We start from the raw sequence: 22,857 nt of genomic DNA, 5'->3' as shown, positions 1-22,857 counted from the left end.
ATGGCGTCGTGTCAGTCGATATCTTTTTTGACTGACACACCGCGATCGCGAGCAGGCTCACTCCTACATTGGATCGTGGTGTTGATCAGGTTGGGTAATTGGCTCGCAGTGCCTCGAGGCCACCCTGATAGATGCCGTTAAACAACGCCACCACTTCTTCATCACTCACGCCTTTGGCGTTGAAGCGCCCCGACCACGTCACCCGTGCGCCCTGCCCCTGTGCTTCAACCTTGATGGTTGCCAGATAATCCGTCGCCGGGAACGGCGCCTGTTCAATCGAATAGCTGTAGGTTTTCGCGGCGTTGTCGAACGCTTGCAGTCGCTCGACCACCACGCCGCCGTCAGCGGTTTGCAGGGTGCGCACGCGGCCGCCGTCGCTCAGCTCACTGTTGGGAATAAACGGCAGCCAATCGGGCAGCGTGTTGAAGCCGCCGATCAATTGCCAGACCTGATCGGCCGAGGCCGGGATGTCGATGGTTGCGGATGCTGTTGGCATAAATAAACGTCTCTCCAGAATTCAGATAGTCAGGCTGTCAACCACGCCGCCATCGACACGCAAAGCGGCGCCGGTGGTGGCCGACGACAGCGGCGAAGCGATGTAGGTGACCAGATGCGCGACCTCTTCAACATCCGCCACGCGCTGGATGATCGAGGTCGGCCGCGCCTTGCGCACAAAGGCGTCGGCCTCATCGCGCAGGTTGCGCCCGGATTCGGCGGCGGCATCCTTGAGCATGTCTTGCAGGCCATCGGTGAAGGTCGGCCCCGGCAGGATCGCATTGACGGTCACCCCGGTGCCAGCCAGACGTTTGGCCAGACCATGGGAAACCGCCAGATTGGCGCTTTTGGTCACGCCGTAGTTGATCATGTCCGCTGGCGTGGCCACGCCAGACTCGGAGGACAGGAAGATCACCCGGCCCCAACCCTGCTCGACCATTGCCGGCACATAATGCCGCGCCAGACGCACGCCGGAAATCACGTTGACCTCATAGAAACGCGTCCACTCGCTGTCCGGCGCTTCGAAGAAATCCACGGCGTCGAAGATGCCGAGGTTGTTCACCAGAATGTCCGCGCGCGGTTCAGCGGCGAACAGTTTTTGCGCGCCTTCGGCGGTGCCCAGATCAGCCGTCAAACCACGCAATTGCGCGCCCTGCACTTTCTCGCGAATGCTCGCCAGCGCCTGATCGACCTTGGCGGTATCGCGACCGATCACCACCACGGTGGCGCCGGATTCGGCCAGCGACTGGCTGATGCCCAGTCCAATGCCGGCGGTGCTGCCGCTGACGATGGCCAGTTTTCCACTCAGATCAATCTTCATGCTTTCACCTCATCGATTGGCAATGGTGCACGTTCGGAAACCAGTTTCGCGTCGCGCATGGCCTGCCAGAATCCGGCAGGAATGGTCGCCGACAGCGCCGCGACATCTTCAGCGATACGACCGGGTTTGCTCGCGCCGGGAATCACCGCCGCAACAGCGGGATTGGCCAGCGAGAACTGTAGCGCAGCGGCTTTTACATCGACGTTGTAAGCAGCGGCGATGCGTTTGATCTGCTCGACCTTGGCGATGACTTCAGGGCTGGCCTGCTGGTATTCGAAGTGCGAGCCACCGGCCAGGATTCCCGAGCTATAAGGGCCACCGACGACGATTTCAACGTTTTGCGCTAGGGCCGAATCCATCAGGCGTTGCAACGGACGTTCGTGGTCGAGCAGCGTGTAGCGACCAGCCAATAGAAAGCCATCCGGTTGCGCTTCGGTAAGGTCGAGGGTCAATTCGCACGGCTCGACTTTGTTCACGCCCAGGCCCCAGCCTTTGATCACGCCTTCTTCGCGCAAGCGGGTCAGCACTTTGAATGCGCCAGTGCGGGCCTGATTGAAGTATTCCAGCCATTGATCGCCATAGAAGTCCTGCGCGATGTCGTGCACCCAGACGATGTCGAGGCGATCGGTTTGCAGGCGTTTGAGGCTGTCTTCGATCGAACGCAGCGTTGCATCGGCGCTGTAGTCATTGACGATCTTGTTCGGGCGGCCGTGTTCGAACACGCCGCTTTTCTCGCCGAGATCACGGGCGGCGGCGTCTTCGACTTCATCGAGAATCACTCGGCCGACCTTGCTGCTGAGCACATAGTCGTCGCGCTTATATTGCTTCAGTACTTCGCCGAGGCGGATTTCCGACAGACCGGAACCGTAAAACGGCGCGGTATCGAAGTAACGCACGCCGGCATGCCACGCAGCATGTACGGTGGCTTGCGCTTCGGCCTCGGGAATGGCGCGGAACATGTTGCCCAGTGGCGCGGTGCCGAAGCCCAGTTGGCCGGGCAGTTTGTCTTTCAAGCTCATGGATTTTTCCTCGATAGGTTCTGGGCCTGTGTGACCGTTGAGCAGATCCTAGATTGCGACACCGAGACCGTCCAAGACATAATACGAAGCACTTGAGTCCCTACAGGTCTGACATGATCGACATCCGCCAATTGCGCTATTTCGTTGCCGTCGCCGAGGAAGAACACGTCGGCCGCGCTGCCGAACGGCTGCATATTTCCCAGTCGCCGCTGAGCCGGCAGATCGCCCAACTCGAAGAGCGCCTGGGCCTGACCCTGTTCGAACGCAGCCAGCAACGCATTCGTCTGACCCGCGACGGTCAGACTTTCCTCGCCGAAACCCGCGCCCTGCTGACCCACGCCAATCGCCTGGAATCCCTAGGCAAGCGTCTCGGTCGCGGCGAAGAAGGTGGCTTGTGCATCGGCTATATCGAAAACGCCATGCACGCCGGAGTCCTGCCCAATGCCCTGCGCGTATTGCGCGCCGATCGGCCGAATGTGCATGTCGCGTTGTATAACCTCAGCTCCGCCGAGCAACTGGAGGGCCTGCGACAGCGTAGTCTCGATATTGCCTTGGTGAGTGAGCCGCCGACCGATGACGATCCGGATCTGCTGAGCTTTCAGGTGCTCGATGAGCCGATGCTCTTGGCGTTGCCGGAACATCATCCATTGGCGCAGCAAGCCGCGTTGAGTCCAGAGGATCTGGCCGAGCAGGAATGGATTGGCGTGCAGCCGCGACAGGATGCCAACGATGAGTTTGTCAGCGCCTGCATCCGAGCCGGCTTCACCCCGGATGTGCGCATGCAGGCGACTGAACCGTTTACTGCGCTGGGGCTGGTGGCGTCGGGGTTGGGGATTGCGATGATTCAGAAAGGTTTGAGCCATAACGCACCGCCGGGTGTGGTGTTGCGTGAACTGCCATGGCTGACGTTGACCACACCATTGTGGGCAGCGTGGCACCGAATCAATTTGCGGCCATTGGTCGAGACCTTCCGCAAAGTCCTGACTGACGAAGAGATACCTGCCGACTGACCCAACGCCTTCGCGAGCAAGCTTGCTCCCACAGGTTTTACGGTGGATCTACACTCAACGGATCAGCACCCAGCCGTGAGTTGACCATGAAAATGTCTGCGCAAATGACCGTCGTCGCGGTACTCGCCACTCTCGCTTATCTGGGGCTGGCGGTGTGGGGCATTGGCGGTGTGGCAATGTTCTTTTCCCACGGTTCGCTGGTGATCGTCGCACTGGCGACGGTGGCGATGGTGATTGCTTCGCTGTTCAGTGAGGTCAACCTCAGCTCTGGCGAACGTGAAGATCGCACCAATCGCTGGGTGATTCCGGCGTTTGGGGTGATTGGTCTGGTCAGTGGTTTCTTGCCGGCCTATTGCGACCGGGTGAATTTCTGGACCTTTGGTGGTGAAGGCGTACGTTGGCTCGGCGCACTGCTGTTCATCATTGGCGGCGTATTAAGGCTGTGGCCGGTGTTTGTGCTGGGGCGGCGGTTCAGTGGATTGGTGGCGATTCAGCCGGGGCACCGCTTGGTCACCGATGGCATCTATCAACACCTGCGTAATCCGAGTTATCTGGGGTTGGTGGTCAATGCCGTGGGCTGGGCGCTGGCGTTTCGTTCGGTGGTCGGGTTGATGCTGGCGGCGCTGACGCTGATCCCGTTGATTGCCCGGATTCATTCGGAGGAAGCCCTGCTGCGTGCGCAGTTTGGGGCGGAGTACGAGGCTTATTGTGCGCGGAGTTGGCGGTTGGTGCCGGGGGTTTATTGATTTGCGAACACCGTCCCCTGTAGGAGTGAGCCTGCTCGCGATAGCGGTGTGTCAGGCAACACTTATTTGACTGAAAGACCGCTATCGCGAGCAGGCTCACTCCTACAAGGGATTGGGGGGTGTCAGTTGCGTTGCAGGTGCAGGCCGTTGCTGTCGACTGCGACGCGGATGTCAGCATAACTGGCCAGCGTCGCATGCGCCGTTTCCAGGGGGTGCTGATGCGTCGTGGTGATGATCATCAACGGCGCACCGGCGGCTTCGGCAGCCTGAATGCCGACCGTGGCGTCTTCGAAGATCAGGCAATCACGCGGCTCCAGCCCCAGTCTCTTGGCCGCCAGTAAATAGCCGGCCGGATCAGGTTTACCCGCCTGCACATCTTCAGCGGTGATCATCACCGCAGGCTCTGGAATCCCCGCCGCCGCCATGCGCCGCAAGGCCAGATCCCGTGGCGCCGAGGTCACCATTGCCCAGCGATCCTTGGGCAGGCCGTTGAGAAACGCGGCCGCCCCGGGAATCTCGACAATGCCTTCAACGTCTTCGATTTCCGCCTCGGTGATAAACGCCGCTTGCGCCTCGGCATCCACCCCCGGCAGGTTCAGACGGGTGATGGTATCGATGGCGCGCACGCCATGAATGGTCGGCAAAAAGGTTTCCACATCGACGCCATGGCGCACGGCCCAGGCTGCCCAGATCCGCTCGGCGGCGGCAATGGAGTTGAGGACAGTGCCGTCCATGTCGAACAGAAACGCGCCGAACGCGCGATCGAATACAGCATCGTGAGCAGACAAAGGGTCGCATCCTCTGGCAAAAGACCGGGCGGGCAATGTACCACTTGCCCGGTCGATTCACCCAGCGTGTCAGTGCAGGCGCGGTGCCTTGGATTTGAAGGCGCTGTCGACGCAGTCGAGCAATTGACCGATGGCCCACGGCTTTTTGATGAACGCCACCGGATGCTTGACCCCGGAGGTCTCGGGCGTTTCATAGCCGGACATGACCATCACCGGTTTGTCCGGCCAGCGGTCGCCGACCAGATTGGCCAGATCAGCGCCATTGAGGGTGCCGGGCATGGTGATGTCGGTCAGTAGCAACGCCACGTTCGGGGCGTTCTGCTCAAGGTAAAGTGATGCGGCGTCGGCACTGGTCTGCGGCTCGACCTTGAAACCTTCCTCCTGAAGAATTTCGCAGAGAAACTCCAGAATCAACGGATCATCCTCAACCACCAGAATCAATCCGTCAGGAAGGTGCGCATCCGCCGTCGGTGTTGGGCACATGGAACTGCACTCCCTGAATTGCATTAACGATTTAGCGGCTTGAATCCGCTGCTTAACTGGTATGAGCAGCGGGCTCTGCAGAAATTCATTTTTGATACAGGTCTTTTGCGAAACGGCGTTTTTGTCTGTCAGCAGCAATCGTTCGCGACGGTGTATTTGTGGTTAAAATGCCGGCCCTTTTGCTTGCCGATCCTGACCGATGAACCCTGAAGCCCTCGCCACCCTCCACGCCCATCTGCTGCCGGCCCTCGCGGCCGCACCGAGCGAAACCCGTCGCCTGTTCCACGGGCGCGGACGCTGCTGGGCCGGGCTGGAGCAGTTGACCGTGGACTGGCTGCAAGGCGTGGTGCTGGTCTCGCTGTTCAAGGAACCAACGCCTGAGCAACTGGACAATCTCAAGGCGTTGCTGCTGGAACTCACGGGGTCCGCCGAATGGCAGCAGTCTGGCGCGCACACGTTGTTGATCCAGCATCGCTACTTGCCGCAGAGCACTGCCGAATGGCTGCTCGGTGATGAGATCGACGAAATGAGCATCGTCGAGGGCGGCCTGCAGTATCGCGTCGATCTGGGGCGCAAACAGAACGCCGGGCTGTTTCTCGACATGCGTTACGGGCGCAACTGGGTGCGCGAACAGGCCAGCGGCAAACGCGTGCTCAATCTGTTTGCCTACACCTGCGGTTTTTCCGTGGCCGCCATCGAGGGCGGCGCCAGCCATGTGGTCAACCTGGACATGTCGCGCGCCGCACTGAGCCGGGGCCGCGACAACCATCGCTTGAACGGCCATGACCTGAGCAAAGTCAGTTTCCTCGGCCACGACCTGTTCAAGTCCTGGGGCAAGGTGATCAACAGCGGTCCGTATGATCTGGTGATCATCGATCCGCCGTCGTTCCAGAAAGGCAGTTTCCTGCTGACCAAGGATTACCAGCGCGTGCTGCGTCGTCTGCCGGAATTGCTCACGGCGCAAGGCACAGTGCTGGCGTGCATGAACGATCCGGCGTTCGGTTCGGACTTTCTGATTGAGGGCGTGACGCAGGAAGCGCCGAGTCTGCGTTTTGTAGCGCGGCTGGAGAATCCGCCGGAGTTTCCGGACATTGATCCTGAAAGCGGCCTCAAGGCTTTAGTCTTCCAGCGCACCCCCTGACACCCAGAAGATCCCTTGTAGGAGTGAGCCTGCTCGCGATAGCGGTCTATCAGTCAAACAGGTGATATCTGACAAACCGCTATCGCGAGCAGGCTCACTCCTACAAGGGGATTGTGGTGGGTCAGGGAGTTGGTGGGCGCAACACCAGCGCAAACAACTCACCATGCCCGGTGACATTGAGCTTGTGATACAGATTGCGTCGATGCACCTTGACCGTCTCCGGCGAGATACCCATCTGCTGTGCCATCGCCTTGCTGGAGAAGCCCTGCAAGATCAGCCGCGCCGTATCGACCTCACGCACCGTCAGCCGCGCATCGAAGCGGTCAAGCAACGTCGCCAGATCACCGACCACCGTTTGCGCCACCGCGCCCTGCGGCGGCAGCAACTGCACATGCCGACGCATCGCCGCCAACACCCAGTCACGCACGCACAGCAGTCTGCCCTGCTCGGCCATGTCGAACGGCGTCGAGCGGCCCAATGACAAACCGAGCACGCCGCCTTCGACGTTGATCATGAACTGCAACTCGTCTTCGCCGACCACCGAACGGAAGTAACTCTGGTAGTACTCGCTGTGCAGAAACTGGTCCGGCGCCACCGAGGCCAGGCTGTGCAAGCCGTCGGCAATACCGGTCGACGCGGTTTGATAGAACGGATCAAGCAGGTACATTCCGGCACTGTAACCGGCCAGTTCTTCCTGCTCGTCGGGGCGGCCCTTGCTGTCGAAGTCGATCAGCAATTGCGGCGCCTGCCCGGCTTTCATCAGCGCCACCAGCGCGTTGTCCAGCGGCACCAGCAGCCGCAGCGTGTCCACCAGCGCGCGCCAGAAACCCTCTTGGCCAACGCCCGCAAATACCCGCGCCAGGCTTTGATGCACTGGCAGTTCCTGCAGCAACGCGTCCACGCACTACCCCTTTTGAGTAACCCATGATGGGAATGGGTCAGGCGTGACCGGCCCGATAGGCTGACCACTCTTGTTCATCACCGGCCTGTACAGGCCAGGAGTGCCGCATCATGCGTGGTCGCCGTGGCTGTATCAACCTCAGCATTAAACTGGGCCTGCTGGCCGGAATTGGCGCCAGCACGATCGCCTTGGCTGCCGAAGCACCGAGCGTGCACGTCTACAACTGGTACGACTACATCGGCCCGAACACCCTCCACGATTTCCAGCGCGACAGCGGTATCCAGCCGGTCTACGACACCTTCGACAGTGCCGAAGTCCTTGAAGGCAAACTGATGACCAGTCGCAGCGGCTACGACGTGGTGGTGGCAAGCAACTTCAGCCTGCCGACGCTGATCAAGGCCGGCGCCCTGGCCCCGCTGCCACGCGAGCAACTGCCGGGCTGGAAGAATCTTGATGCCGATTTGTTGGCAAAACTGGCCAACAACGATCCCGGCAATCAATACGCGGTGCCTTATCTGTGGGGCACCAACGGCATCGGCTACAACGTCGACAAGGTGCGCGCGGCGCTGGGCGACAAGGCGCCGGTGGATTCGTGGGATCTGGTGTTCAACGAAGCCAACCTCGCCAAACTCGGCCAGTGCGGCGTGGCGATGCTCGATTCGCCGTCGGAGATGCTGCCGGTCGCCCTGCATTATTTGGGGCTGCCACCGAACAGCACCGATCCTGAAGATTATAAAAAAGCCGAAGCGCTGCTGCTGAAACTGCGCCCGCACATCGCCTACTTCAACTCGTCGAAATTCATCAGCGACCTGTCCAACGGCAACATCTGCGTGGCAGTCGGTTGGTCGGGGGCGATGCTCGAAGCCAAGACCAATGCCGAGGAGGCCAACAACGGCGTGAAGATCGCCTACAGCCTGCCCAAGGAAGGCGCGCCGGTGTGGTTCGACACGCTGGTGCTGCTCAAGGACGCACCGAATCGTCCTCAGGGTCTGGCGTTTATCGACTATCTGCTGCGCCCCGAAGTGATCGCGCCGGTCAGTGATCATCTGTCCTACCCCAATGGCAATCGCGCGGCGACAGCGCTGGTGGCTGCAGCGACTCGGGACAACCCGGCGGTTTATCCATCGGCCACGGCGATGGCCACGCTGTACACCCTTGAACCTTTGCCGAAAGCCACCGAGCGGGTGCGCACGCGGGTGTGGAGCAAGGTCAAGAACGGCCAGTAAGAACAACGCATTCCCCCTGTAGGAGTGAGCCTGCTCGCGATAGCGGTCTGCCTGATAACACTGTTTTGCCTGACAAACCGCTATCGCGAGCAGGCTCACTCCTACAGGTTTTGTGCTTCACCAGACATTTTTTAGAGAGACAGAAATCAATGAAACCTCGTGCCCGTGACCTCAACATTCGCATCGGCCAACTACCTCCCGGCCCGCTCAACGCCATTACCGATGTGCCCGGCGTGCGCGTCGGCCACAGCAATGTGCGCGGGCGCAGCAGCGCCGGGCGGGATATCTGCACCGGCGTCACGCTGATCGAACCGCGCCCCGGTTCGACCAATCAGCAGCCATGTTTTGCCGGCGTGCATGTGCTCAACGGCAACGGTGACGCCACCGGGCTTGAATGGATTCGCGAGGCCGGTTTGCTGACCAGCCCGATTGCCTTCACCAATACCCACAGCCTCGGCGTGGTGCGCGATGCCTTGGTTGCCCTTGATCGCCAGCAGCAACCGGACGACGGTCGTCTCTACTGGAACATGCCGGTGGTACTGGAAACCTTTGACGGCTTGCTCAACGACATCAACGGTTTTCACGTCCAGCCTGAACACGTCGCCGAAGCGCTGGCTGCGGCCGTCGACGGTCCAGTGACGGAAGGCGCCATCGGCGGTGGCAGCGGCATGATCTGCCATGAATTCAAGGGTGGCATCGGCACTTCGTCTCGGCGATTGAGCAGTGCTCAGGGTGGCTGGACCGTCGGCGCCATCGTGCAGGCCAACCACGGCATTCGCAGTGAGTTACGGGTCGATGGCTACCCGGTCGGGCGCTATATGGAACAAAAAGATTCGCCGTTCCTGCGCGCCTCATTGCCGCATCCGGGCATGGGTTCTATCGTCGTCTGCCTGGCGACCGATGCGCCGCTGTTGCCGCATCAATGCACACGTCTGGCGCAACGCGCGAGCCTGGGTCTGGCGCGCACCGGCGGTGGCAACGAGGATCACAGCGGCGACATTTTCATCGCCTTCGCCACCGGCAACGCTCACGTGCCGCCCGCTGCCTACGAAGGCAAAGGCGCGCCGACCTGCGACGGCTTGCGCATGGTCAACAATGACCATATCAGCGAGCTATTTCTGGCCGCGACCGAGGCGGTTGAAGAAGCGATCATCAATGCGTTGCTGGCCAGTGACAGCAACGAAGGTAATGGGCATTCGGTGCCGGGTCTGGACGCCGACACCCTGCTCGCTGCGCTCGAAAAATCAGGCTGGCCTGGCGCCCGTTGACACCGCTGTTCCCCTGTAGGAGTGAGCCTGCTCGCGATCGCGGTTTGTCAGTCGAAGTTGATTTGACTGACCCACCGCCATCGCGAGCAGGCTCACTCCTACGCAGGATCACGTCGGTATTTGGGTGCCAGGTTCGCGCCGCCGCCCGGGCGACTGGCGGTACTTGAGCCGCCACTTGCACACTCCTAGGATGGAATCACGCAGTGACTCCGCTCTATCGAGCGCCGCGTAGGCACGGGTGCTCTGAACCCCAATCAAGCCCGTGTCTTGCTTCATGCGCATCTTGAGCCTCGAGGGCTCTACTTCCTCCCCATCAAAGAGCTTTGAGGCTCTTTTTTTGTCTGCGTAAATCAGCAGTCCGGCAGCACATCGACGCGAATCGAGCGCCAGGCCGCTTGTGCCAGCAACTCGCGATAATCCGCCGGACTGCCCTTCACCCGCCCCGCCAGCCAGGCACGGCAGTAACTGTCGGCCTGACCGATGATCAACGACGGCAACAGTTCAGCGGGCATGGCCTTGAGTTCGGCAGCGCGACCCGATTCGGCCAGCCAGTCGCGCAGGCGCAGATTACGGGTTTTGTTGCGCTCGGCCAGTTCATCTTTGAACGGCCCTTTGGTCACGGCAAACCGCGCGTGGTACTGGAAACGCGCCCATTCGGGTTGACGCTCGACCCAATCGACGTAGCTGAACACCAGCGCCTGCACACCTTCCTCGGTGGTTTTCGCCGTCTCCAGATAGGCATCGCGCAGACGCGCCTGATCCTCCAGCGCGGTGAAAAACAACGCGGCGACCAAGCCCTCCTTGTTGCCGAAATGGTGATAGATCGCCCCGACACTGGTGTCGCACTCGGCGCGAATCATCTCGATGGTGGTGGCTTCGATCCCCTGCTCGTTGAACAGACTCAGCGCCTTGCGAAAGATATCGCGCTTGAGTTCGGCACGGCGGCCGGGGTAACTGCGTTCAAGTAGATCTGCGGTGTCCATGCGGCTCACTGCCTGAAAATCGGGATTGAAAGGCACACGTCGTACCCATGGAAAAAACACGCACAGGTTGACAGATTTCCCGCAGACCGAATACCGTTCCGTTACAGAATATTATTCTGTAACGGAACATCATTCTGCAAAATCACTTTCCGCGAGGCTTTTCCATGAGTCAGTTTCTCAGCATGTTCAACAGCGCAGGCCCGCAAGCGTTCAGCCAGATGGCCTGCCAGGTCGCGCCGTACTTCAGCAGCATCAACCCGCTGGTAACCGAGTTGCGTGCGAACTCGGCGACGGTACAAGTGCCGTTTCGCCGTGAGATCACTAACCACCTCGGCACCGTGCATGCGATTGCCATGTGCAACGCCGCAGAACTCGCCGCCGGGATGATGACCGATGTGTCGATCCCGGCCGGCGCACGCTGGATCCCCAAAGGCATGACCGTGGAATATCTGGCCAAGGCAAAAACCGATGTGACAGCGGTGGCCAGTGGTGAAGGCGTGGATTGGCAGAGCGAAGGCGACAAGATCGTCACCGTGGACATTCACGATACCGAGGGCAAAAAAGTGTTCACGGCGCGGATCACCATGAACGTCAAACTCGGCTGAATGACGCGCACAAAAAAGCCCTTGCTGCGGCATTCACAGCAAGGGCTTTTTCAGCGATGTGAGATCAGTGCACGGTCAGGCGCTGGCGGACAAATTCTTCGGTGTGACGGGTGGTCTGATCGAGGTGTCGATCGCGCTGTTTCTCGGCGTCGAGCATCGCCCGTTTGCCATTTTTCTGCAGCAGATAGGTGTGAATCTGCTGCACTTCCAGCGACCGGTAGATCGGTGTGGTGTCGATAAATCCGCGCAGGCCGTTGCTGCGGTAATGCCGGGTGCTCATCAACACCTGCGTTTCCCGTGAACCGATCACTTCAAAACCCAAGGCTTCGAAGTACGGGACTTTCCCCACGGTGCAGGCCAGTTCGGCATGAGGATAACGCCCGACCATTTCGCCGATCATTGCCCGCGCCACACCCTGACGCCGATGCCCTTCGCGCACGGCCATATAAGCCACGCTGCACGCCTCCCAATCGCCCTGCACCGGCAGGTACAACAGAAAACCGATTACTTGCTCCGGATCATCGTCGTCGGTGGCGACCAGCAACTCGACGTCGGTGCCCTTCTCGCCATTCAACGCCTCCAGATACAGATGCACCTCATAGCCGACCGCGTACTGATAGACGTTGTACAGCAGGTTGCTCGGGCCAAGACCGACCGCGCTGATGTCGGTCAGGTAGTCGACGACCAGTTGCAGAATCTGGCTGTTGACGTCTTCGGGGCATGGGGTTTTGTAGTGGGTGATGCGTGGCATGACGAACTCCGACGGTAAAAAGCGTTGCCGACAACCGCAGCGGTCGACGAACCGCGACATCATACCGTGACCGACCCGGCGGACGTCTAAAGTTCCTGTTCCGAGCGCCGATGTAACGGTCTCCTACAAAAAGTCACCACCAGGGATCGGCCATGTACTACCCGCGCGAAGCTGCCAAGGATCACCTTTACAACCGTATCGTCATGCTGACCGTTGCTTGCTGCGTGGTTTTGCTGCTCGCTGCAATGGCGCACAAGTCGGGCATGCTTTATGGGGCGCTGAGTTTCAACGGTGTGGAAACCCGCGGCAGCGTCACGGCACTGGAAAAGATTCCAATGAACGCCAATGGCAAGGTCATTCACTATCAATACGCCGATGCCCAAGGCCAGACCCATGAAGGGCAACACGCCGACGAACGCTACGTCGAGCATACCCAGTATGAAGTCGATGGCCCCATCACCCTGCTGGTGTCGCCGTGGATGCCGGATAAAAGCTGTATCGCCAGCCAGTTGCAGGGTTACCGTACGAGCTTCTACATCATGACCGGCGGTGTGTTGCTCGCACTGCTGTTTCTGCTGATCTCCGGCAGGACGTTCTGGCAGATTCAGGCGATGAAAGAACAGGACCGGTTTTATTGAGTCCGGCCTCACAGGCAACAACCATCACGCGCGCCGGGCGTCTTGCTGCGGCGCCATCCTGACGTTCTCGCATCGCCCTCCCTGAAAAAAATTTCATCCGCCTCAGACGGGATCTTTCGCAATTCAGGCATCCAATTCTGCAGCTGCGTTCACTTTTCGACGCAGGCCTTGAGGAGTTGTCATGAGCGTTTTGCGTTCCCTGTCCAAATGGCGAAAAACCCTGCTGCTGGTGCCGTTGACGCTGGCCGCGCTGAGCAACGCCCCGGTGTTTGCGCAACCGGTGGTGATCGTCCAGCAAGCGCCACCGCCGATGCGCATGGAAGTGATGCCCGGTGCGCGTCCCGGTTATGTCTGGGATCAAGGTCATTGGCGCTGGCAAGGACGCGGTTATGTGTGGATGCCCGGCCACTGGCAACCGGTGAGGTACGGCGCGCGCTGGAAACCCGGGCACTGGCAGGCGCGCGGACCTAACTGGTTCTGGGTCGAAGGGCATTGGGTGCGATGAATGCGCGACAGCCTGACCATCACTTCTTGGGGGAACCCCACCATGTCGAAAATCGTTAAAGCACTGCTGGCAGCCACGCTGGTGGCCATTACGCTGTCCGGTTGTGTCGTCGAGCCGGCCCGTCCGCACCGGCCACCGCCGCTGGTCGAAGTCGTTCCGGTGATGCCGGCACCGGGTTATCACTGGGTCGCCGGGCACTATCGCTGGGGCGGCAATCAATGGCGCTGGGTGCCGGGGCACTGGCGGGCGTATTGATCGCAACGGCGGGCGTCACTGCTGTGGCGCCACCACTTTGAATTTGATGGCGATGTCCTTGGACACCACGGTGTCTGCCCACTCCCCCGCGCCGAGGCCGAACTCGTCGCGCTTGAGCACCAGGTCACCGTCGAAAATGCCGATGTCGCTGCCCGGCTTCAGTTCCACCGGTACCTGCACTTCGCGGGTAATGCCCTTGAGGGTGAGTTGTCCGTCGATCAGATAGCGACGCTCGGCCACTTGGGTGAAACGCCGTGACTCAAACACCGCCACGGGAAATTTTTCGGTGTCGAACCACGCCGGTTTCACCAGTTCGATGTTGGCGTCTTCGCTGCCGGCATCGATGCTGTCGAGATCGATGTGCAACGTGGCGTGGGCGTTCGCGAGGTTATCGGTATCAAAGGCCAGCGTCGCTTCGAACTTGCCGAAGGTGCCGTACATCGGCGAGCCCATCTGGTTGTAGGTAAAACTGATCTGGCTGGCGGTGGTGTTGACCCGCGTGTATTCGACAGCCTGAGCGGCAGAGATGACGCACAGTGAACACGCGGCAGCCAGCAGCAATCGGATCGACATGGGATTCTCCGGGCGGGGCCAGCCGTCGAGGGCCTCGATTGACTTAAGCAAACATCCGAGCGTTACGCCAGCGCCTACACCAGACGCTCGATCTTCTGATGCTGCCAGACCAGTTTGTAATACAAGGTCTGCAACACCAGCATGCCCAGATACGCCACCGGAAACGCCATCCATACACCCTGTAAACCGTACTTTCCATCCAGCCAGTAAGCCGCTGGCAGTTGCACGCCGACCACGCAAATGATCGCAATCACCACCGGCACCAACACCGTGCCACTGGCGCGCATGATCCCGCCAATGATTGCCTGGAAGCCGAACACCAACAGGCTCCACAACATGATGTGCAGCAGATGCTCAGCCATCGCCCGGGTCGAATCGTCGGTCAGGAACAGCCCCAGCAGCCAGTGCGACAACAGGTAACCGAGCACAATCAAACCGCCGGTCAGGCACACGTTGATCAGCAGCCCGGTGCGCAGAATCGGCCCCATGCGTTCCAGCCGCCCGGCGCCAATGGCCTGTGCGCCAAGAATCGAAGCAGTGATCGCAATCGACAACGCCGGGAACTGCACATAGTTGACGATTTGCGTTACCGCGCCATAGGCCGCCGTCGCTTGCGAGCCGTGCTGGTTGACCAGCGCCAGAATCACCAGCTCCGACAGCGACAGCACAATCATCTGTACGCCGGTCGGCAGACCGATGCGTAACACCTTGCCGAGAATCGCCCCGTCAAGGCGCAGCGCAGCAAAGAACTCGCGATCCGGCGCCAGCGGATGGCCCTTGCGAATCAGGCGCCACGCTAGCCACGCCATTGCCGCCAGGTTGCCGGCCAACCCCGCGTACGCCGCACTTTGAATACCCAACTGCGGCAAGCCGAACCAGCCGCGAATCAGCGCCGGGGTCAGGGCCAGCCCGACACAGGTCGAGACCATCAGCGCCAGCAACGGCGACAGCGTATCGCTGACCCCGCGCAACAGTTGCGTGAACAACACAAACACCAGCAGCGACGGCAAGATCCACATCATCACATGGGCATACGCCACTGCATCGTCGAGCACATCCGCCGGCGTCCCCAGCCCCGCCAATGCCTGTCGCGCAAACACGCTGCCCAATATCGCGGCCACCAGGCCGATCAATACGCCAAGCAACAGCGTCGCCCCGGCAATCGCCTTGACCATGTGCGGTTCGCGCGCGCCCCAGGCTTGACCGATCAACACCCCGGCGCCCGCGCCAAGGCCGATCACCAACGCGATAAAGAAGAACACGATGGGAAACATCCCCGACACCGCCGCCAGCGCCTGGGTGCCGAGCATCTGGCCGATGTAGATGCTGTTGACCGTGCCCGACATCGATTGCAGAAAGTTCGACAGCACCATCGGCGCGAGGAACAGCAGGTAGGTGTGCCAGAGTGGGCGTTGGGCGGCGACTTGCATTGAATAGAGGTCCATCTCGAACGGCGGGAGGGCTGATTGAGGATAGCTTCGGCGAGTTGTACGCGGGGCGCAATTAACATTTCAAATCGATGTTTATTACCGGTGGTCAGGTCTGTGTAATTGGCGCGGATCTGTAGGTGTCGGTTCAGCGCTGTGGTAAACAACTGCCCACTTCCATTGTTCTCATCGAGGCTCTGCTCATGCCGCACTTTGCCAATCTGTTGACCGCCAGCCTACTTGCCCTGCTCGGCACCAGCGCTCACGCCGCCGTACCCGCCGACAGCTTGAAGCCTTTACTGGAAACACTCAACGAACGTCTGAACATCGGCGACCTCGTCGCGCTGACCAAGTGGGACAGTGGCAAGCCGATTCAGGACAGCCCGCGTGAGGCGCAGGTCATCGCCAATGCCCGTACGCTGGCCGCCGAGCGCCAGCTCGACCCTGAAGAGGTGGCGCAACTGATTGCTGCGCAAATGGAGGCGAACAAACTGGTGCAGTACGGTTTGCTTTCGCAATGGCAGGCGGCCGGTGCCGCGCCGGACACGCCGCGCCCCGACCTCGGTAAACAGATCCGCCCGCGTCTGGATGAACTGCAAACCCGGCTGTTGCAGCAATACGCTGATTTTGCGCCGTATCGCCATGACGCGAATTGCCCGCTGTGGCTGGCCAAGGCGCGCAGTGGCCTGACCCGCGATGCGTTGCATGAGCTGGCCCTGACACGGGCGACCGGTGAACTGTGTGTTCGGGCGGCGAAGTCCTGAGAAACGGCCAGATCAAAAGATCGCAGCCTGCGGCAGCTCCTACAAGGGATTTTTGAACCATCATTGCGGTCGATGTTTACCATCACGGCAATGAAGTTCTCATAAAAAATCCACGGCGTAACATCGGCTCCAGACAAACAACTACCCCTTGGAGCACACGATCATGAAACGCCAAACCCTTCTCAGCATCGCTTTTTCGGTTTTCGCCATTAACGCTTTTGCCGCTACCCCGGCACATACCCAGGTCGCTGAAGGCGGCTCGGACAAGTTGATTGAAAGTCGTGTTGCTGAGGGCGGTTCTGATCGTCTGCTCGAACGCCGTGTTGCCGAAGGTGGCGCTGATCGTCTGCTCGAACGCCGCGTTGCCGAAGGTGGTTCCGATCGTCTGATCGAACGCCGTGTTGCCGAAGGTGGCTCCGATCGTCTGATCGAACGCCGCGTTGCCGAAGGCGGTTCCGATCGCCTGATCGAACGCCGCGTTGCCGAAGGTGGTTCCGATCGCCTGATCGAACGCCGCGTTGCCGAAGGTGGTTCCGATCGTCTGATCGAACGTCGTGTTGCCGAAGGTGGCTCCGATCGTCTGATCGAACGCCGCGTTGCCTAAACCTCTGGCTTCATCGCAACCCCAAGAAAAAGCCCGGCCTGATCAGCCGGGCTTTTTCCTGCCCGCAACCATCCATTCCCCGACTGGTCACCCACCACCCGTTGCGCATACCATGCGGCCACAACTCCAAAACAGACCTCGCCCGCCCATGCTCAAAGCCAGTCTGCGTAGCCACCTCACCCTTTGGTTTGCCGGTTTGTCCCTGCTGACGCTGCTCAGCGTGGGCTTCTATGTCGGCCACATCGCCACGGAACAGATGAAGCAGGCCAGCGGCAATGCCTTGCTCAACACCGCGCGTTCGGCCGCATCGTTGTTGGGTGAACAACTGCGCGAACGCCAGTTGGAGGTGTATCTGCTCAGCCGCGCGCCGCATCTGGAGCGTGGCGATCTGGATAACCCGGCGATTCTGAAATCGATGCAACTGCGCACCCAGGCCCGCGCCGAGTATGCGTGGATGGGCGTCACCGATGCCGAGGGCAAAGTGCATCAGGCGGTGAACGGCTTGCTGGTCGGCCAATCGGTGCAACAACGGCCATGGTTCCAGGCCGGGTTACGCGGGGAGTACACCGGCGATCCCCATGAGGCGGTGCTGCTGGCGAAAATGCTGCCGGGGCTGCCGAACGGCGAACCGCTGCGCTTCATCGATTTCGCCGCGCCGATCCGTAATGCCGACGGCCAGGTGATTGGCGTGCTGGGCGCACACGCACATTGGAGTTGGGTGACACGCATTGTCGAGTCGGCGGCGTTTTCACATAAAAATTCAACGCCGGATATCGAGGCGTTGATCATCGATCACGATGGCAAGATTCTCTATCCGGAAGCGCTGGCGGGCCAGCAACTGGCGGCGATGGATTCGAAGTTACAGGGGTGGACGGCGGGCAACGGTTTTCTCACCAGCATGGTCACCGTACCAACGCCGTCGAGCACGGCGCTGTCGTGGTCGATCGCCGTGCGCCAGCCATTGGAAACCGCACTGCAACCGGCGCGTCTGCTGATGTACAAATTGCTGCTACTGGGTGTGGTCGCAGCGGTGCTGTTCGGCCTCGTCGCCTACTATTTGGCGCTGTATCTGAGCCGACCAATCGAACAGCTCGCCCGTTCGGCCCGACAGGTGCAGAACAAGGAACCCGGCGCGCAATTTCCGCTGCAACACCCGGTGCGAGAAATTGCCCAGTTGGGCCAGTCCATTGATGCGATGACGCAATCACTGCTCGGCAAAGAGCGCGAACTGCAAGAGGCCAATGCCTCGCTGGAAGCAACCGTCGCGCAACGCACCGCTGCGCTGACGCAGGCCAATGCCGAATTGCTGAGTCTGGCGACCCACGACAGTTTGACCGGCGTTTACAACCGTCGCCGTTTCGACGAGAAACTCACCGAATACACACTGCTGTTCCGCCGCACCGGACGCCCGTTTTCCCTGCTACTGATCGATGCTGATCACTTCAAACGAATCAATGACACCCACGGTCACGCGGTGGGGGATGAAGTGCTGCAGCAGTTGGCACAGTTGATTCAGAGCAGCCTGCGCACCACCGATTTCGTCGCCCGTTATGGCGGCGAAGAGTTCGCCGTGCTGTTGCCGGAAATCGTCCAACCCGACACCCCGGAAGTGGTCGCCGAGAAAATTCGCGCGGCGGTTGCCGAGGCCGATTTCCCTGCGGTCGGGAATGTGACGGTGAGCATCGGTGTCGGCCTGGCAGACCCGGCCGATAACAACCACAGTGCACTGATCAAACGCGCCGATCAGCAGCTCTATCAAGCCAAGGCAGCGGGCCGCAATCAGGTCGCTTGATCAGTCGCTTTTCACTTCACAAATCCCGTTGGCCCTGTTCTTCCCGGTGTACGACACCGCAGGCGATCCGTCGGGATTGGTGCTCAGAGAGATGGTCACGCCCGCGCCTTTGGCCTCGAAGTAGTTCTCATTGAATTTCTTCAACTTGCCTTCCTTGCCATTGATGTAGATCGGCCCGCCTTGATCGGCGTGCACTTCGATCTTGCCCGGGCACGTGGCGTTGAACATGGGGATGCCCGCGTGGGCCAGTCCTGTGGCAAGCAACAGCGGTGTTACCAATAGCAAAAATTTCATGGTGGGTTCCTTGAAAGTAGCAACAACGCCGAAGAGCTTTTTCATGTCATTTTCAATCAGGGACTTCGGCAGCTCCTGCCGTTATTGCGAGAAGGTCTGAAGATAAGCCAACAGGTTGTCGAGTTTTTCTTCGTCACTCAGGCCCCAGAAAATCATCCGCGTACCGGGTACGACGCCTTTCGGATCCTTCAGATAAGCGATCAGCGTTTCACGATCCCAGGTCACGCCCGAGTTCTTCATCGCATCGGAATACACATAGTTCGCGGATGTCCCGGCAGGCCGGCCGATGATGCCGTTGAGTTGCGGACCGAATCCGGGACGGGCCGATTCGCCAACCTGATGGCAGCCGCCACACAGACGCGGGAAGATTTTCGCACCGGCTTCGGGGTCGCCTGCGGCGTGGGAGAGCGTACTGAACAGGCTTGTGGCCAGCATCAGGGCGAGTGACAGTGCAGCGGTGTTTTTCATCGCGGGTTCCGGATCGGTCTGCATCGGGCGGCGCAAGGGTAACATTTTGTTTTTACAGGTAAGCGCCAATGATCCTGCTGATTTTGATCAATGCCTGGCGCAACACATCCATCTCTACCGAACCCAGCGCCAGACGAATCGCATGCGGCGCATGACCCGACACCGAAAACGGCTCCGCCGTGGTGACGGAAATCTGCTCGTGCATCAACTCGACGACAATCTGATCGGCGCGCACATCTTCCGGCAGCGGCAGCCAGAGGAAATACGACGCCGGATGGCCAATGCTCGGCAACCCTTTCAGCACTTTGGCCGCCAACGCTTGCCGCGCTTTGGCGTCGTTGCGCTTCTGTTCTTCAAGCAGCGTCACCGTGCCGTCGTCGAGCCAACCGCAAGCGATGGCGCTCATGATGCCGGGGGTGTTCCAGGTGGTGGCGCGGATGATGCGTTCCAGTGCCGGTACCGTTTCTGGCGGGGCGGCAATGAAACCGACGCGCAGGCCGGTGGCGATGTTTTTCGACAGGCCCGAGACGTACACCGTGCGCTCCGGCGCCAGATCGATTAACGCGCGGGGTGGGTTTTCTACCAGAAACGCGTAGGCCGCGTCTTCGATGAGGGTCAGATCATGTCGACGGGCAATTGCCACCAACTGCTCGCGTTGCGCCAACGGCATCACCCAACCCAACGGATTGTGCAACGTCGGCATGCTGTACACGGCGCGCACCGAGCGGCTGCGACAGAGTGTGTCCAGCGCCGCGAGATCCGGCCCCTGATCGCTGAACGGGATCGCCACGACTTCCAGATGCAGCGCCTCGGCCAAGACCTTGAACCCGGAATAAGTCAGCGCGTCGGCGGCAATCACATCGCCGGGTTTGAGCAATGTCATCAACGTGACGGCGAGGCCTTGCTGGGCGCCATTGACGATCAGCACTTGCTCGGCCTCGACCGTCACCCCGCGCGTCAGCAAATGCCGGGCAACCGACGCACGCTCGTGGGCACGACCGGCATGCGGTTGATAACGCAGCAACGCTTCCAGGTCGCCGGACAACGCTAATTGGCGCAGCGCAGTGCGCAAAAGGTCGGCCTGCCCGGGCAATGACGGGTAATTGAAATTGAGGTCGATCATGCCGACCGCCACGTCTTTCTGATCGATGCCCTGCCCCGACGACAATGAGGTTTCGCGCGCAAAGGTGCCGCGACCGGTCTCGCCGCTGACCAGGCCCATGGCCTCCAGCTCCGCATACACCCGCGAAGCCGTGACCAGCGCCAGCCCTTCCTGAGCGGCCAGTTGCCGGTGCGTCGGCAACCGCGTACCCGGCGGCAACTGGCCCGAGCGAATGTCTGCCGCATAGGCATCAACGAGTGTCTTGTAGCGCGAACGTGGCATGCCGGATGTATCCATGACAATTCTTTGATTGTGCTGATTCTCGGCTCTAGCATGGCCGCAACGCAACCCACTCCTGAGCGTGATCTGGCATGGAACAGACTTCGAACCTGAGCACCCCGGCAATGGAAAAAACCAGCGGCTGGATCAACGGTTTTATCGGCGTAGTGATCTTCAGCGGTTCACTGCCGGCCACGCGTCTGGCGGTGCTGGAGTTCGATCCGGTGTTTCTCACCGTGGTCCGCGCCGCCATCGCCGGGGTCGTGGCGGTGGCCCTGCTGTGGCTGTTTCGCGAACGGCGTCCGGCGCGCGATCAGTGCTTGTCACTGTTGATTGTCGCGCTGGGCGTAGTGCTCGGTTTCCCACTGCTGACTGCACTGGCGCTGCAACACGTGACGTCGGCGCATTCGATTGTGTTTGTCGGATTGCTGCCATTGGCGACGGCGATTTTTGCCGTGCTGCGCGGCGGGGAGCGGCCGCGACCGGTGTTCTGGATTTTCTCCGTACTGGGTAGCGCACTGGTGGTGGGCTTCGCGCTGGCACAAGGGCTGACTGCCTCGCCCACCGGTGACCTGCTGATGCTCGCCGCCATTCTCGCCTGCGGGCTCGGTTATGCCGAAGGCGCGAAGTTGTCACGCACCCTCGGCGGCTGGCAGGTGATTTGCTGGGCGCTGGTGCTGTCGCTACCAGTGATGGCAGTGTTGAGTCTGTGGCGGGCGCCCGCCTCGTTCAGCACGGTCAGTCTGTCGGCATGGTTGTGTCTGGGCTATGTGTCGCTGTTCAGCATGCTGATCGGGTTTGTGTTCTGGTATCGCGGCCTGGCTCAGGGCGGGATTGCGGCGGTGGGTCAGTTGCAATTACTGCAGCCGTTTTTCGGTCTGGCGTTGGCGGCGACCCTGCTACATGAACACGTCAGCCTCGGCATGCTCGCCGTGACGCTGGGCGTGATCCTGTGCGTGGCCGGGGCGAAGAAATTCGCCAAATGAGCCTCAGGCGCCCGCCTTCCACTCCCGAGGGCTGAGCCCGGTCTTGCGCCGAAACGCCCGCGCCAGCGCCGACGGACTTTCGTAACCGACCTCTTCGGCAATCAGCGCAATCGGTTTGCCTTCGCGCAGGCGTTTCTGCGCCAGACTGACCCGCCAGCTCAGCAGATAATCGGCCGGGGTCTGCCCGACAACGCGGCGAAACTGCTCGGCAAACCCGGCACGGGATAAATTGGCGACCGAGGCCAGATCCGCCACGCTCCAGGGTTTTTGCGGTTGCTCGTGCATCGAGTTCAAGGCGCGTGAAAGACGTGGATCGGCCAGCCCGGCGATCATCCCCGGTTGTTGTTCGCGACTGCTGATCAAGTGCCGCAGCAACAGAATCACCAGCAGTTCGAACAGTCGATCCATCACCGCCACGCGCCCGCAATGCCCTTCGAACGCTTCCTTGAACAGCCACTCCACGGTATTGCCCAGTTCCGGGATGTCCGTCAGTTTCAGCACCAGATAATCCGGCAGTGCCGCCGCCAGCGCATTACCGGAACCGCCGTCAAACGTCAGCGTTGCGCAAACCACTTGGGTGTCCATCGCCTCGTCAGCGAACATGCGATGGGCAAAAGGTCGGGGGAAGAAAATCAGCGACGGTTCGCTCAGGCGAATTTCACGCTCGCTGCCCGGCTTGAGCAGCAACTCGCCTGCCTGCAACAAATGCACATGGCCGACCTGTTCATTTTCATGAACCGCGACGCCGCAGAACGTGCCGCTGTGAAAAGTGCCGGCAGTCACGCCGAAATGGCTGAGCAATGTTGAAAGGCGATCCATGGACGACTCCAAGAGCATATCTGGACGATCTGCCGCATATCCTCGACGATTTGCCGCCAATCCACCAGCTTCGCTCAATAACATGACCTCCATCCCCGGCGCACTTCGCACCGGA

The 22,857-nt window shown here is 60.5% G+C and carries 27 protein-coding genes; 13 read left to right on the top strand and 14 right to left on the bottom strand.

Features of this window, described 5'->3' with window-relative positions:
• Positions 1-85 precede the first annotated feature (85 nt).
• The 3 genes from KBP52_RS29780 to KBP52_RS29770 are packed head-to-tail and all read right to left on the bottom strand — an operon-like array spanning position 86 to position 2,334.
• Positions 86-496 carry an SRPBCC family protein gene (locus tag KBP52_RS29780; protein ID WP_116030102.1) on the bottom strand — a complete coding sequence of 137 codons (411 nt, stop codon included), beginning with the start codon at positions 494-496 and terminating at the stop codon, positions 86-88.
• Between the two features lie 21 nt (positions 497-517).
• Positions 518-1,315: an SDR family oxidoreductase gene (locus KBP52_RS29775; RefSeq protein ID WP_116030103.1), complete on the bottom strand. Its 798-nt coding sequence runs from the start codon at positions 1,313-1,315 to the stop codon at positions 518-520.
• Positions 1,312-2,334, bottom strand: a complete 1,023-nt coding sequence (locus KBP52_RS29770) for an aldo/keto reductase (protein ID WP_212621586.1) — start codon at positions 2,332-2,334, stop codon at positions 1,312-1,314. Before KBP52_RS29770 ends, KBP52_RS29775 begins: the two co-directional genes overlap by 4 nt.
• A gap of 113 nt (positions 2,335-2,447) precedes the next feature.
• Between KBP52_RS29770 and KBP52_RS29765 the strand changes: the two genes are divergently transcribed.
• Together KBP52_RS29765 and KBP52_RS29760 are read left to right on the top strand one after the other, a co-directional pair.
• Positions 2,448-3,344 (top strand): LysR substrate-binding domain-containing protein, encoded by an 897-nt coding sequence (locus tag KBP52_RS29765; RefSeq protein WP_212621585.1) that lies wholly within the window; start codon positions 2,448-2,450, stop codon positions 3,342-3,344.
• An 86-nt stretch (positions 3,345-3,430) separates the two neighbouring features.
• On the top strand, positions 3,431-4,090 hold the full coding sequence (locus tag KBP52_RS29760) for an isoprenylcysteine carboxylmethyltransferase family protein (RefSeq protein ID WP_212621584.1): 660 nt from the start codon (positions 3,431-3,433) through the stop codon (positions 4,088-4,090).
• 122 nt (positions 4,091-4,212) lie between these two features.
• On the opposite strand, the gene KBP52_RS29755 is transcribed toward KBP52_RS29760, so the two are convergent.
• The gene (locus KBP52_RS29755) at positions 4,213-4,878 is read right to left on the bottom strand and encodes an HAD family hydrolase (RefSeq protein WP_212621583.1); all 666 of its coding nucleotides are present in this window, start codon (positions 4,876-4,878) and stop codon (positions 4,213-4,215) included.
• 69 nt (positions 4,879-4,947) lie between these two features.
• On the bottom strand, positions 4,948-5,361 hold the full coding sequence (locus tag KBP52_RS29750; protein ID WP_123594218.1) for a response regulator: 414 nt from the start codon (positions 5,359-5,361) through the stop codon (positions 4,948-4,950).
• Between the two features lie 199 nt (positions 5,362-5,560).
• Between KBP52_RS29750 and KBP52_RS29745 the strand changes: the two genes are divergently transcribed.
• On the top strand, positions 5,561-6,502 hold the full coding sequence (locus tag KBP52_RS29745) for a class I SAM-dependent methyltransferase (RefSeq protein ID WP_212621582.1): 942 nt from the start codon (positions 5,561-5,563) through the stop codon (positions 6,500-6,502).
• Between the two features lie 121 nt (positions 6,503-6,623).
• Here KBP52_RS29745 and KBP52_RS29740 read toward each other — a convergent pair whose 3' ends face one another.
• Positions 6,624-7,403: a helix-turn-helix transcriptional regulator gene (locus KBP52_RS29740; RefSeq protein ID WP_212621581.1), complete on the bottom strand. Its 780-nt coding sequence runs from the start codon at positions 7,401-7,403 to the stop codon at positions 6,624-6,626.
• A gap of 110 nt (positions 7,404-7,513) precedes the next feature.
• On the opposite strand from KBP52_RS29740, the gene KBP52_RS29735 reads away from it, so the two are divergent.
• The gene (locus KBP52_RS29735; RefSeq protein WP_212621580.1) at positions 7,514-8,629 is read left to right on the top strand and encodes an extracellular solute-binding protein; all 1,116 of its coding nucleotides are present in this window, start codon (positions 7,514-7,516) and stop codon (positions 8,627-8,629) included.
• A 149-nt stretch (positions 8,630-8,778) separates the two neighbouring features.
• Positions 8,779-9,897, top strand: a complete 1,119-nt coding sequence (locus tag KBP52_RS29730; protein WP_212621579.1) for a P1 family peptidase — start codon at positions 8,779-8,781, stop codon at positions 9,895-9,897.
• A 350-nt stretch (positions 9,898-10,247) separates the two neighbouring features.
• Here KBP52_RS29730 and KBP52_RS29725 read toward each other — a convergent pair whose 3' ends face one another.
• Entirely contained in the window at positions 10,248-10,880 is a 633-nt protein-coding gene (locus KBP52_RS29725) for a TetR/AcrR family transcriptional regulator (protein ID WP_212621578.1), read from the bottom strand.
• 164 nt (positions 10,881-11,044) lie between these two features.
• Between KBP52_RS29725 and KBP52_RS29720 the strand changes: the two genes are divergently transcribed.
• Positions 11,045-11,485, top strand: a complete 441-nt coding sequence (locus tag KBP52_RS29720) for a hotdog fold domain-containing protein (RefSeq protein WP_077573552.1) — start codon at positions 11,045-11,047, stop codon at positions 11,483-11,485.
• 64 nt (positions 11,486-11,549) lie between these two features.
• Here KBP52_RS29720 and KBP52_RS29715 read toward each other — a convergent pair whose 3' ends face one another.
• Positions 11,550-12,236, bottom strand: a complete 687-nt coding sequence (locus KBP52_RS29715; RefSeq protein ID WP_212621577.1) for a GNAT family N-acetyltransferase — start codon at positions 12,234-12,236, stop codon at positions 11,550-11,552.
• Positions 12,237-12,388: 152 nt separating this feature from the next.
• Between KBP52_RS29715 and KBP52_RS29710 the strand changes: the two genes are divergently transcribed.
• The 3 genes from KBP52_RS29710 (at position 12,389) to KBP52_RS29700 (ending at position 13,634) form a co-directional block, all read left to right on the top strand.
• Complete coding sequence (locus KBP52_RS29710) at positions 12,389-12,874, top strand: DUF3592 domain-containing protein (protein WP_212621576.1); 486 nt, start codon at positions 12,389-12,391, stop codon at positions 12,872-12,874.
• A gap of 181 nt (positions 12,875-13,055) precedes the next feature.
• Positions 13,056-13,379, top strand: coding sequence for a YXWGXW repeat-containing protein (locus KBP52_RS29705; protein WP_212621575.1), 324 nt, complete (start codon positions 13,056-13,058; stop codon positions 13,377-13,379).
• 42 nt (positions 13,380-13,421) lie between these two features.
• Positions 13,422-13,634, top strand: coding sequence for a YXWGXW repeat-containing protein (locus KBP52_RS29700; RefSeq protein WP_077573601.1), 213 nt, complete (start codon positions 13,422-13,424; stop codon positions 13,632-13,634).
• Positions 13,635-13,649: 15 nt separating this feature from the next.
• Here the strand turns inward: KBP52_RS29700 and KBP52_RS29695 are convergent, their stop codons facing one another.
• Both KBP52_RS29695 and KBP52_RS29690 read right to left on the bottom strand, forming a co-directional pair.
• Positions 13,650-14,207, bottom strand: a complete 558-nt coding sequence (locus KBP52_RS29695; RefSeq protein WP_212621574.1) for a YceI family protein — start codon at positions 14,205-14,207, stop codon at positions 13,650-13,652.
• Positions 14,208-14,281: 74 nt separating this feature from the next.
• Positions 14,282-15,637, bottom strand: a complete 1,356-nt coding sequence (locus KBP52_RS29690) for an MATE family efflux transporter (RefSeq protein ID WP_212621573.1) — start codon at positions 15,635-15,637, stop codon at positions 14,282-14,284.
• Between the two features lie 200 nt (positions 15,638-15,837).
• On the opposite strand from KBP52_RS29690, the gene KBP52_RS29685 reads away from it, so the two are divergent.
• The 3 genes from KBP52_RS29685 (at position 15,838) to KBP52_RS29675 (ending at position 18,794) form a co-directional block, all read left to right on the top strand.
• On the top strand, positions 15,838-16,398 hold the full coding sequence (locus KBP52_RS29685; protein ID WP_212621572.1) for a chorismate mutase: 561 nt from the start codon (positions 15,838-15,840) through the stop codon (positions 16,396-16,398).
• A 163-nt stretch (positions 16,399-16,561) separates the two neighbouring features.
• A complete protein-coding gene (locus KBP52_RS29680; RefSeq protein WP_077573562.1) occupies positions 16,562-17,002 on the top strand; it encodes a phage infection protein in 441 nt (146 codons plus the stop codon).
• A 148-nt stretch (positions 17,003-17,150) separates the two neighbouring features.
• Positions 17,151-18,794 (top strand): diguanylate cyclase, encoded by a 1,644-nt coding sequence (locus KBP52_RS29675; RefSeq protein WP_212621571.1) that lies wholly within the window; start codon positions 17,151-17,153, stop codon positions 18,792-18,794.
• Here the strand turns inward: KBP52_RS29675 and KBP52_RS29670 are convergent, their stop codons facing one another.
• From KBP52_RS29670 to KBP52_RS29660, 3 genes are all read right to left on the bottom strand, one after another.
• On the bottom strand, positions 18,795-19,088 hold the full coding sequence (locus tag KBP52_RS29670) for a hypothetical protein (RefSeq protein WP_212621570.1): 294 nt from the start codon (positions 19,086-19,088) through the stop codon (positions 18,795-18,797).
• An 81-nt stretch (positions 19,089-19,169) separates the two neighbouring features.
• The gene (locus KBP52_RS29665) at positions 19,170-19,556 is read right to left on the bottom strand and encodes a cytochrome c family protein (RefSeq protein ID WP_077573564.1); all 387 of its coding nucleotides are present in this window, start codon (positions 19,554-19,556) and stop codon (positions 19,170-19,172) included.
• Positions 19,557-19,608: 52 nt separating this feature from the next.
• A complete protein-coding gene (locus KBP52_RS29660; protein ID WP_212623177.1) occupies positions 19,609-20,940 on the bottom strand; it encodes a PLP-dependent aminotransferase family protein in 1,332 nt (443 codons plus the stop codon).
• Positions 20,941-21,029: 89 nt separating this feature from the next.
• On the opposite strand from KBP52_RS29660, the gene KBP52_RS29655 reads away from it, so the two are divergent.
• Complete coding sequence (locus KBP52_RS29655) at positions 21,030-21,923, top strand: DMT family transporter (RefSeq protein ID WP_212621569.1); 894 nt, start codon at positions 21,030-21,032, stop codon at positions 21,921-21,923.
• Positions 21,924-21,926: 3 nt separating this feature from the next.
• On the opposite strand, the gene KBP52_RS29650 is transcribed toward KBP52_RS29655, so the two are convergent.
• Positions 21,927-22,742, bottom strand: coding sequence for an AraC family transcriptional regulator (locus tag KBP52_RS29650; protein ID WP_212621568.1), 816 nt, complete (start codon positions 22,740-22,742; stop codon positions 21,927-21,929).
• Between the last annotated feature and the right edge of the window lie 115 nt (positions 22,743-22,857).

The sequence above is a fragment of the Pseudomonas sp. SCA2728.1_7 genome (genome assembly GCF_018138145.1).
Taxonomy (GTDB): domain Bacteria; phylum Pseudomonadota; class Gammaproteobacteria; order Pseudomonadales; family Pseudomonadaceae; genus Aquipseudomonas; species Aquipseudomonas koreensis_A.
Note: the sequence above shows the minus strand (reverse complement) of the source record. Positions and strands in the feature narration are given on the sequence as shown.

Excerpts from the sequence above, each read along its gene's own strand:
- KBP52_RS29675 (WP_212621571.1), top strand. The coding sequence starts at position 17,151 with ATGCTCAAAGCCAGTCTGCGTAGCCACCTCACCCTTTGGTTTGCCGGT.
- KBP52_RS29735 (WP_212621580.1), top strand. The coding sequence starts at position 7,514 with ATGCGTGGTCGCCGTGGCTGTATCAACCTCAGCATTAAACTGGGCCTG.
- KBP52_RS29710 (WP_212621576.1), top strand. The coding sequence starts at position 12,389 with ATGTACTACCCGCGCGAAGCTGCCAAGGATCACCTTTACAACCGTATC.
- KBP52_RS29690 (WP_212621573.1), bottom strand. The coding sequence starts at position 15,637 with ATGCAAGTCGCCGCCCAACGCCCACTCTGGCACACCTACCTGCTGTTC.
- KBP52_RS29655 (WP_212621569.1), top strand. The coding sequence starts at position 21,030 with ATGGAACAGACTTCGAACCTGAGCACCCCGGCAATGGAAAAAACCAGC.
- KBP52_RS29705 (WP_212621575.1), top strand. The coding sequence starts at position 13,056 with ATGAGCGTTTTGCGTTCCCTGTCCAAATGGCGAAAAACCCTGCTGCTG.
- KBP52_RS29715 (WP_212621577.1), bottom strand. The coding sequence starts at position 12,236 with ATGCCACGCATCACCCACTACAAAACCCCATGCCCCGAAGACGTCAAC.
- KBP52_RS29700 (WP_077573601.1), top strand. The coding sequence starts at position 13,422 with ATGTCGAAAATCGTTAAAGCACTGCTGGCAGCCACGCTGGTGGCCATT.
- KBP52_RS29750 (WP_123594218.1), bottom strand. The coding sequence starts at position 5,361 with ATGTGCCCAACACCGACGGCGGATGCGCACCTTCCTGACGGATTGATT.
- KBP52_RS29670 (WP_212621570.1), bottom strand. The coding sequence starts at position 19,088 with ATGAAATTTTTGCTATTGGTAACACCGCTGTTGCTTGCCACAGGACTG.
- KBP52_RS29695 (WP_212621574.1), bottom strand. The coding sequence starts at position 14,207 with ATGTCGATCCGATTGCTGCTGGCTGCCGCGTGTTCACTGTGCGTCATC.
- KBP52_RS29775 (WP_116030103.1), bottom strand. The coding sequence starts at position 1,315 with ATGAAGATTGATCTGAGTGGAAAACTGGCCATCGTCAGCGGCAGCACC.
- KBP52_RS29680 (WP_077573562.1), top strand. The coding sequence starts at position 16,562 with ATGAAACGCCAAACCCTTCTCAGCATCGCTTTTTCGGTTTTCGCCATT.
- KBP52_RS29725 (WP_212621578.1), bottom strand. The coding sequence starts at position 10,880 with ATGGACACCGCAGATCTACTTGAACGCAGTTACCCCGGCCGCCGTGCC.
- KBP52_RS29730 (WP_212621579.1), top strand. The coding sequence starts at position 8,779 with ATGAAACCTCGTGCCCGTGACCTCAACATTCGCATCGGCCAACTACCT.
- KBP52_RS29770 (WP_212621586.1), bottom strand. The coding sequence starts at position 2,334 with ATGAGCTTGAAAGACAAACTGCCCGGCCAACTGGGCTTCGGCACCGCG.
- KBP52_RS29720 (WP_077573552.1), top strand. The coding sequence starts at position 11,045 with ATGAGTCAGTTTCTCAGCATGTTCAACAGCGCAGGCCCGCAAGCGTTC.
- KBP52_RS29765 (WP_212621585.1), top strand. The coding sequence starts at position 2,448 with ATGATCGACATCCGCCAATTGCGCTATTTCGTTGCCGTCGCCGAGGAA.
- KBP52_RS29780 (WP_116030102.1), bottom strand. The coding sequence starts at position 496 with ATGCCAACAGCATCCGCAACCATCGACATCCCGGCCTCGGCCGATCAG.
- KBP52_RS29660 (WP_212623177.1), bottom strand. The coding sequence starts at position 20,940 with ATGCCACGTTCGCGCTACAAGACACTCGTTGATGCCTATGCGGCAGAC.
- KBP52_RS29745 (WP_212621582.1), top strand. The coding sequence starts at position 5,561 with ATGAACCCTGAAGCCCTCGCCACCCTCCACGCCCATCTGCTGCCGGCC.
- KBP52_RS29665 (WP_077573564.1), bottom strand. The coding sequence starts at position 19,556 with ATGAAAAACACCGCTGCACTGTCACTCGCCCTGATGCTGGCCACAAGC.
- KBP52_RS29685 (WP_212621572.1), top strand. The coding sequence starts at position 15,838 with ATGCCGCACTTTGCCAATCTGTTGACCGCCAGCCTACTTGCCCTGCTC.
- KBP52_RS29650 (WP_212621568.1), bottom strand. The coding sequence starts at position 22,742 with ATGGATCGCCTTTCAACATTGCTCAGCCATTTCGGCGTGACTGCCGGC.
- KBP52_RS29760 (WP_212621584.1), top strand. The coding sequence starts at position 3,431 with ATGAAAATGTCTGCGCAAATGACCGTCGTCGCGGTACTCGCCACTCTC.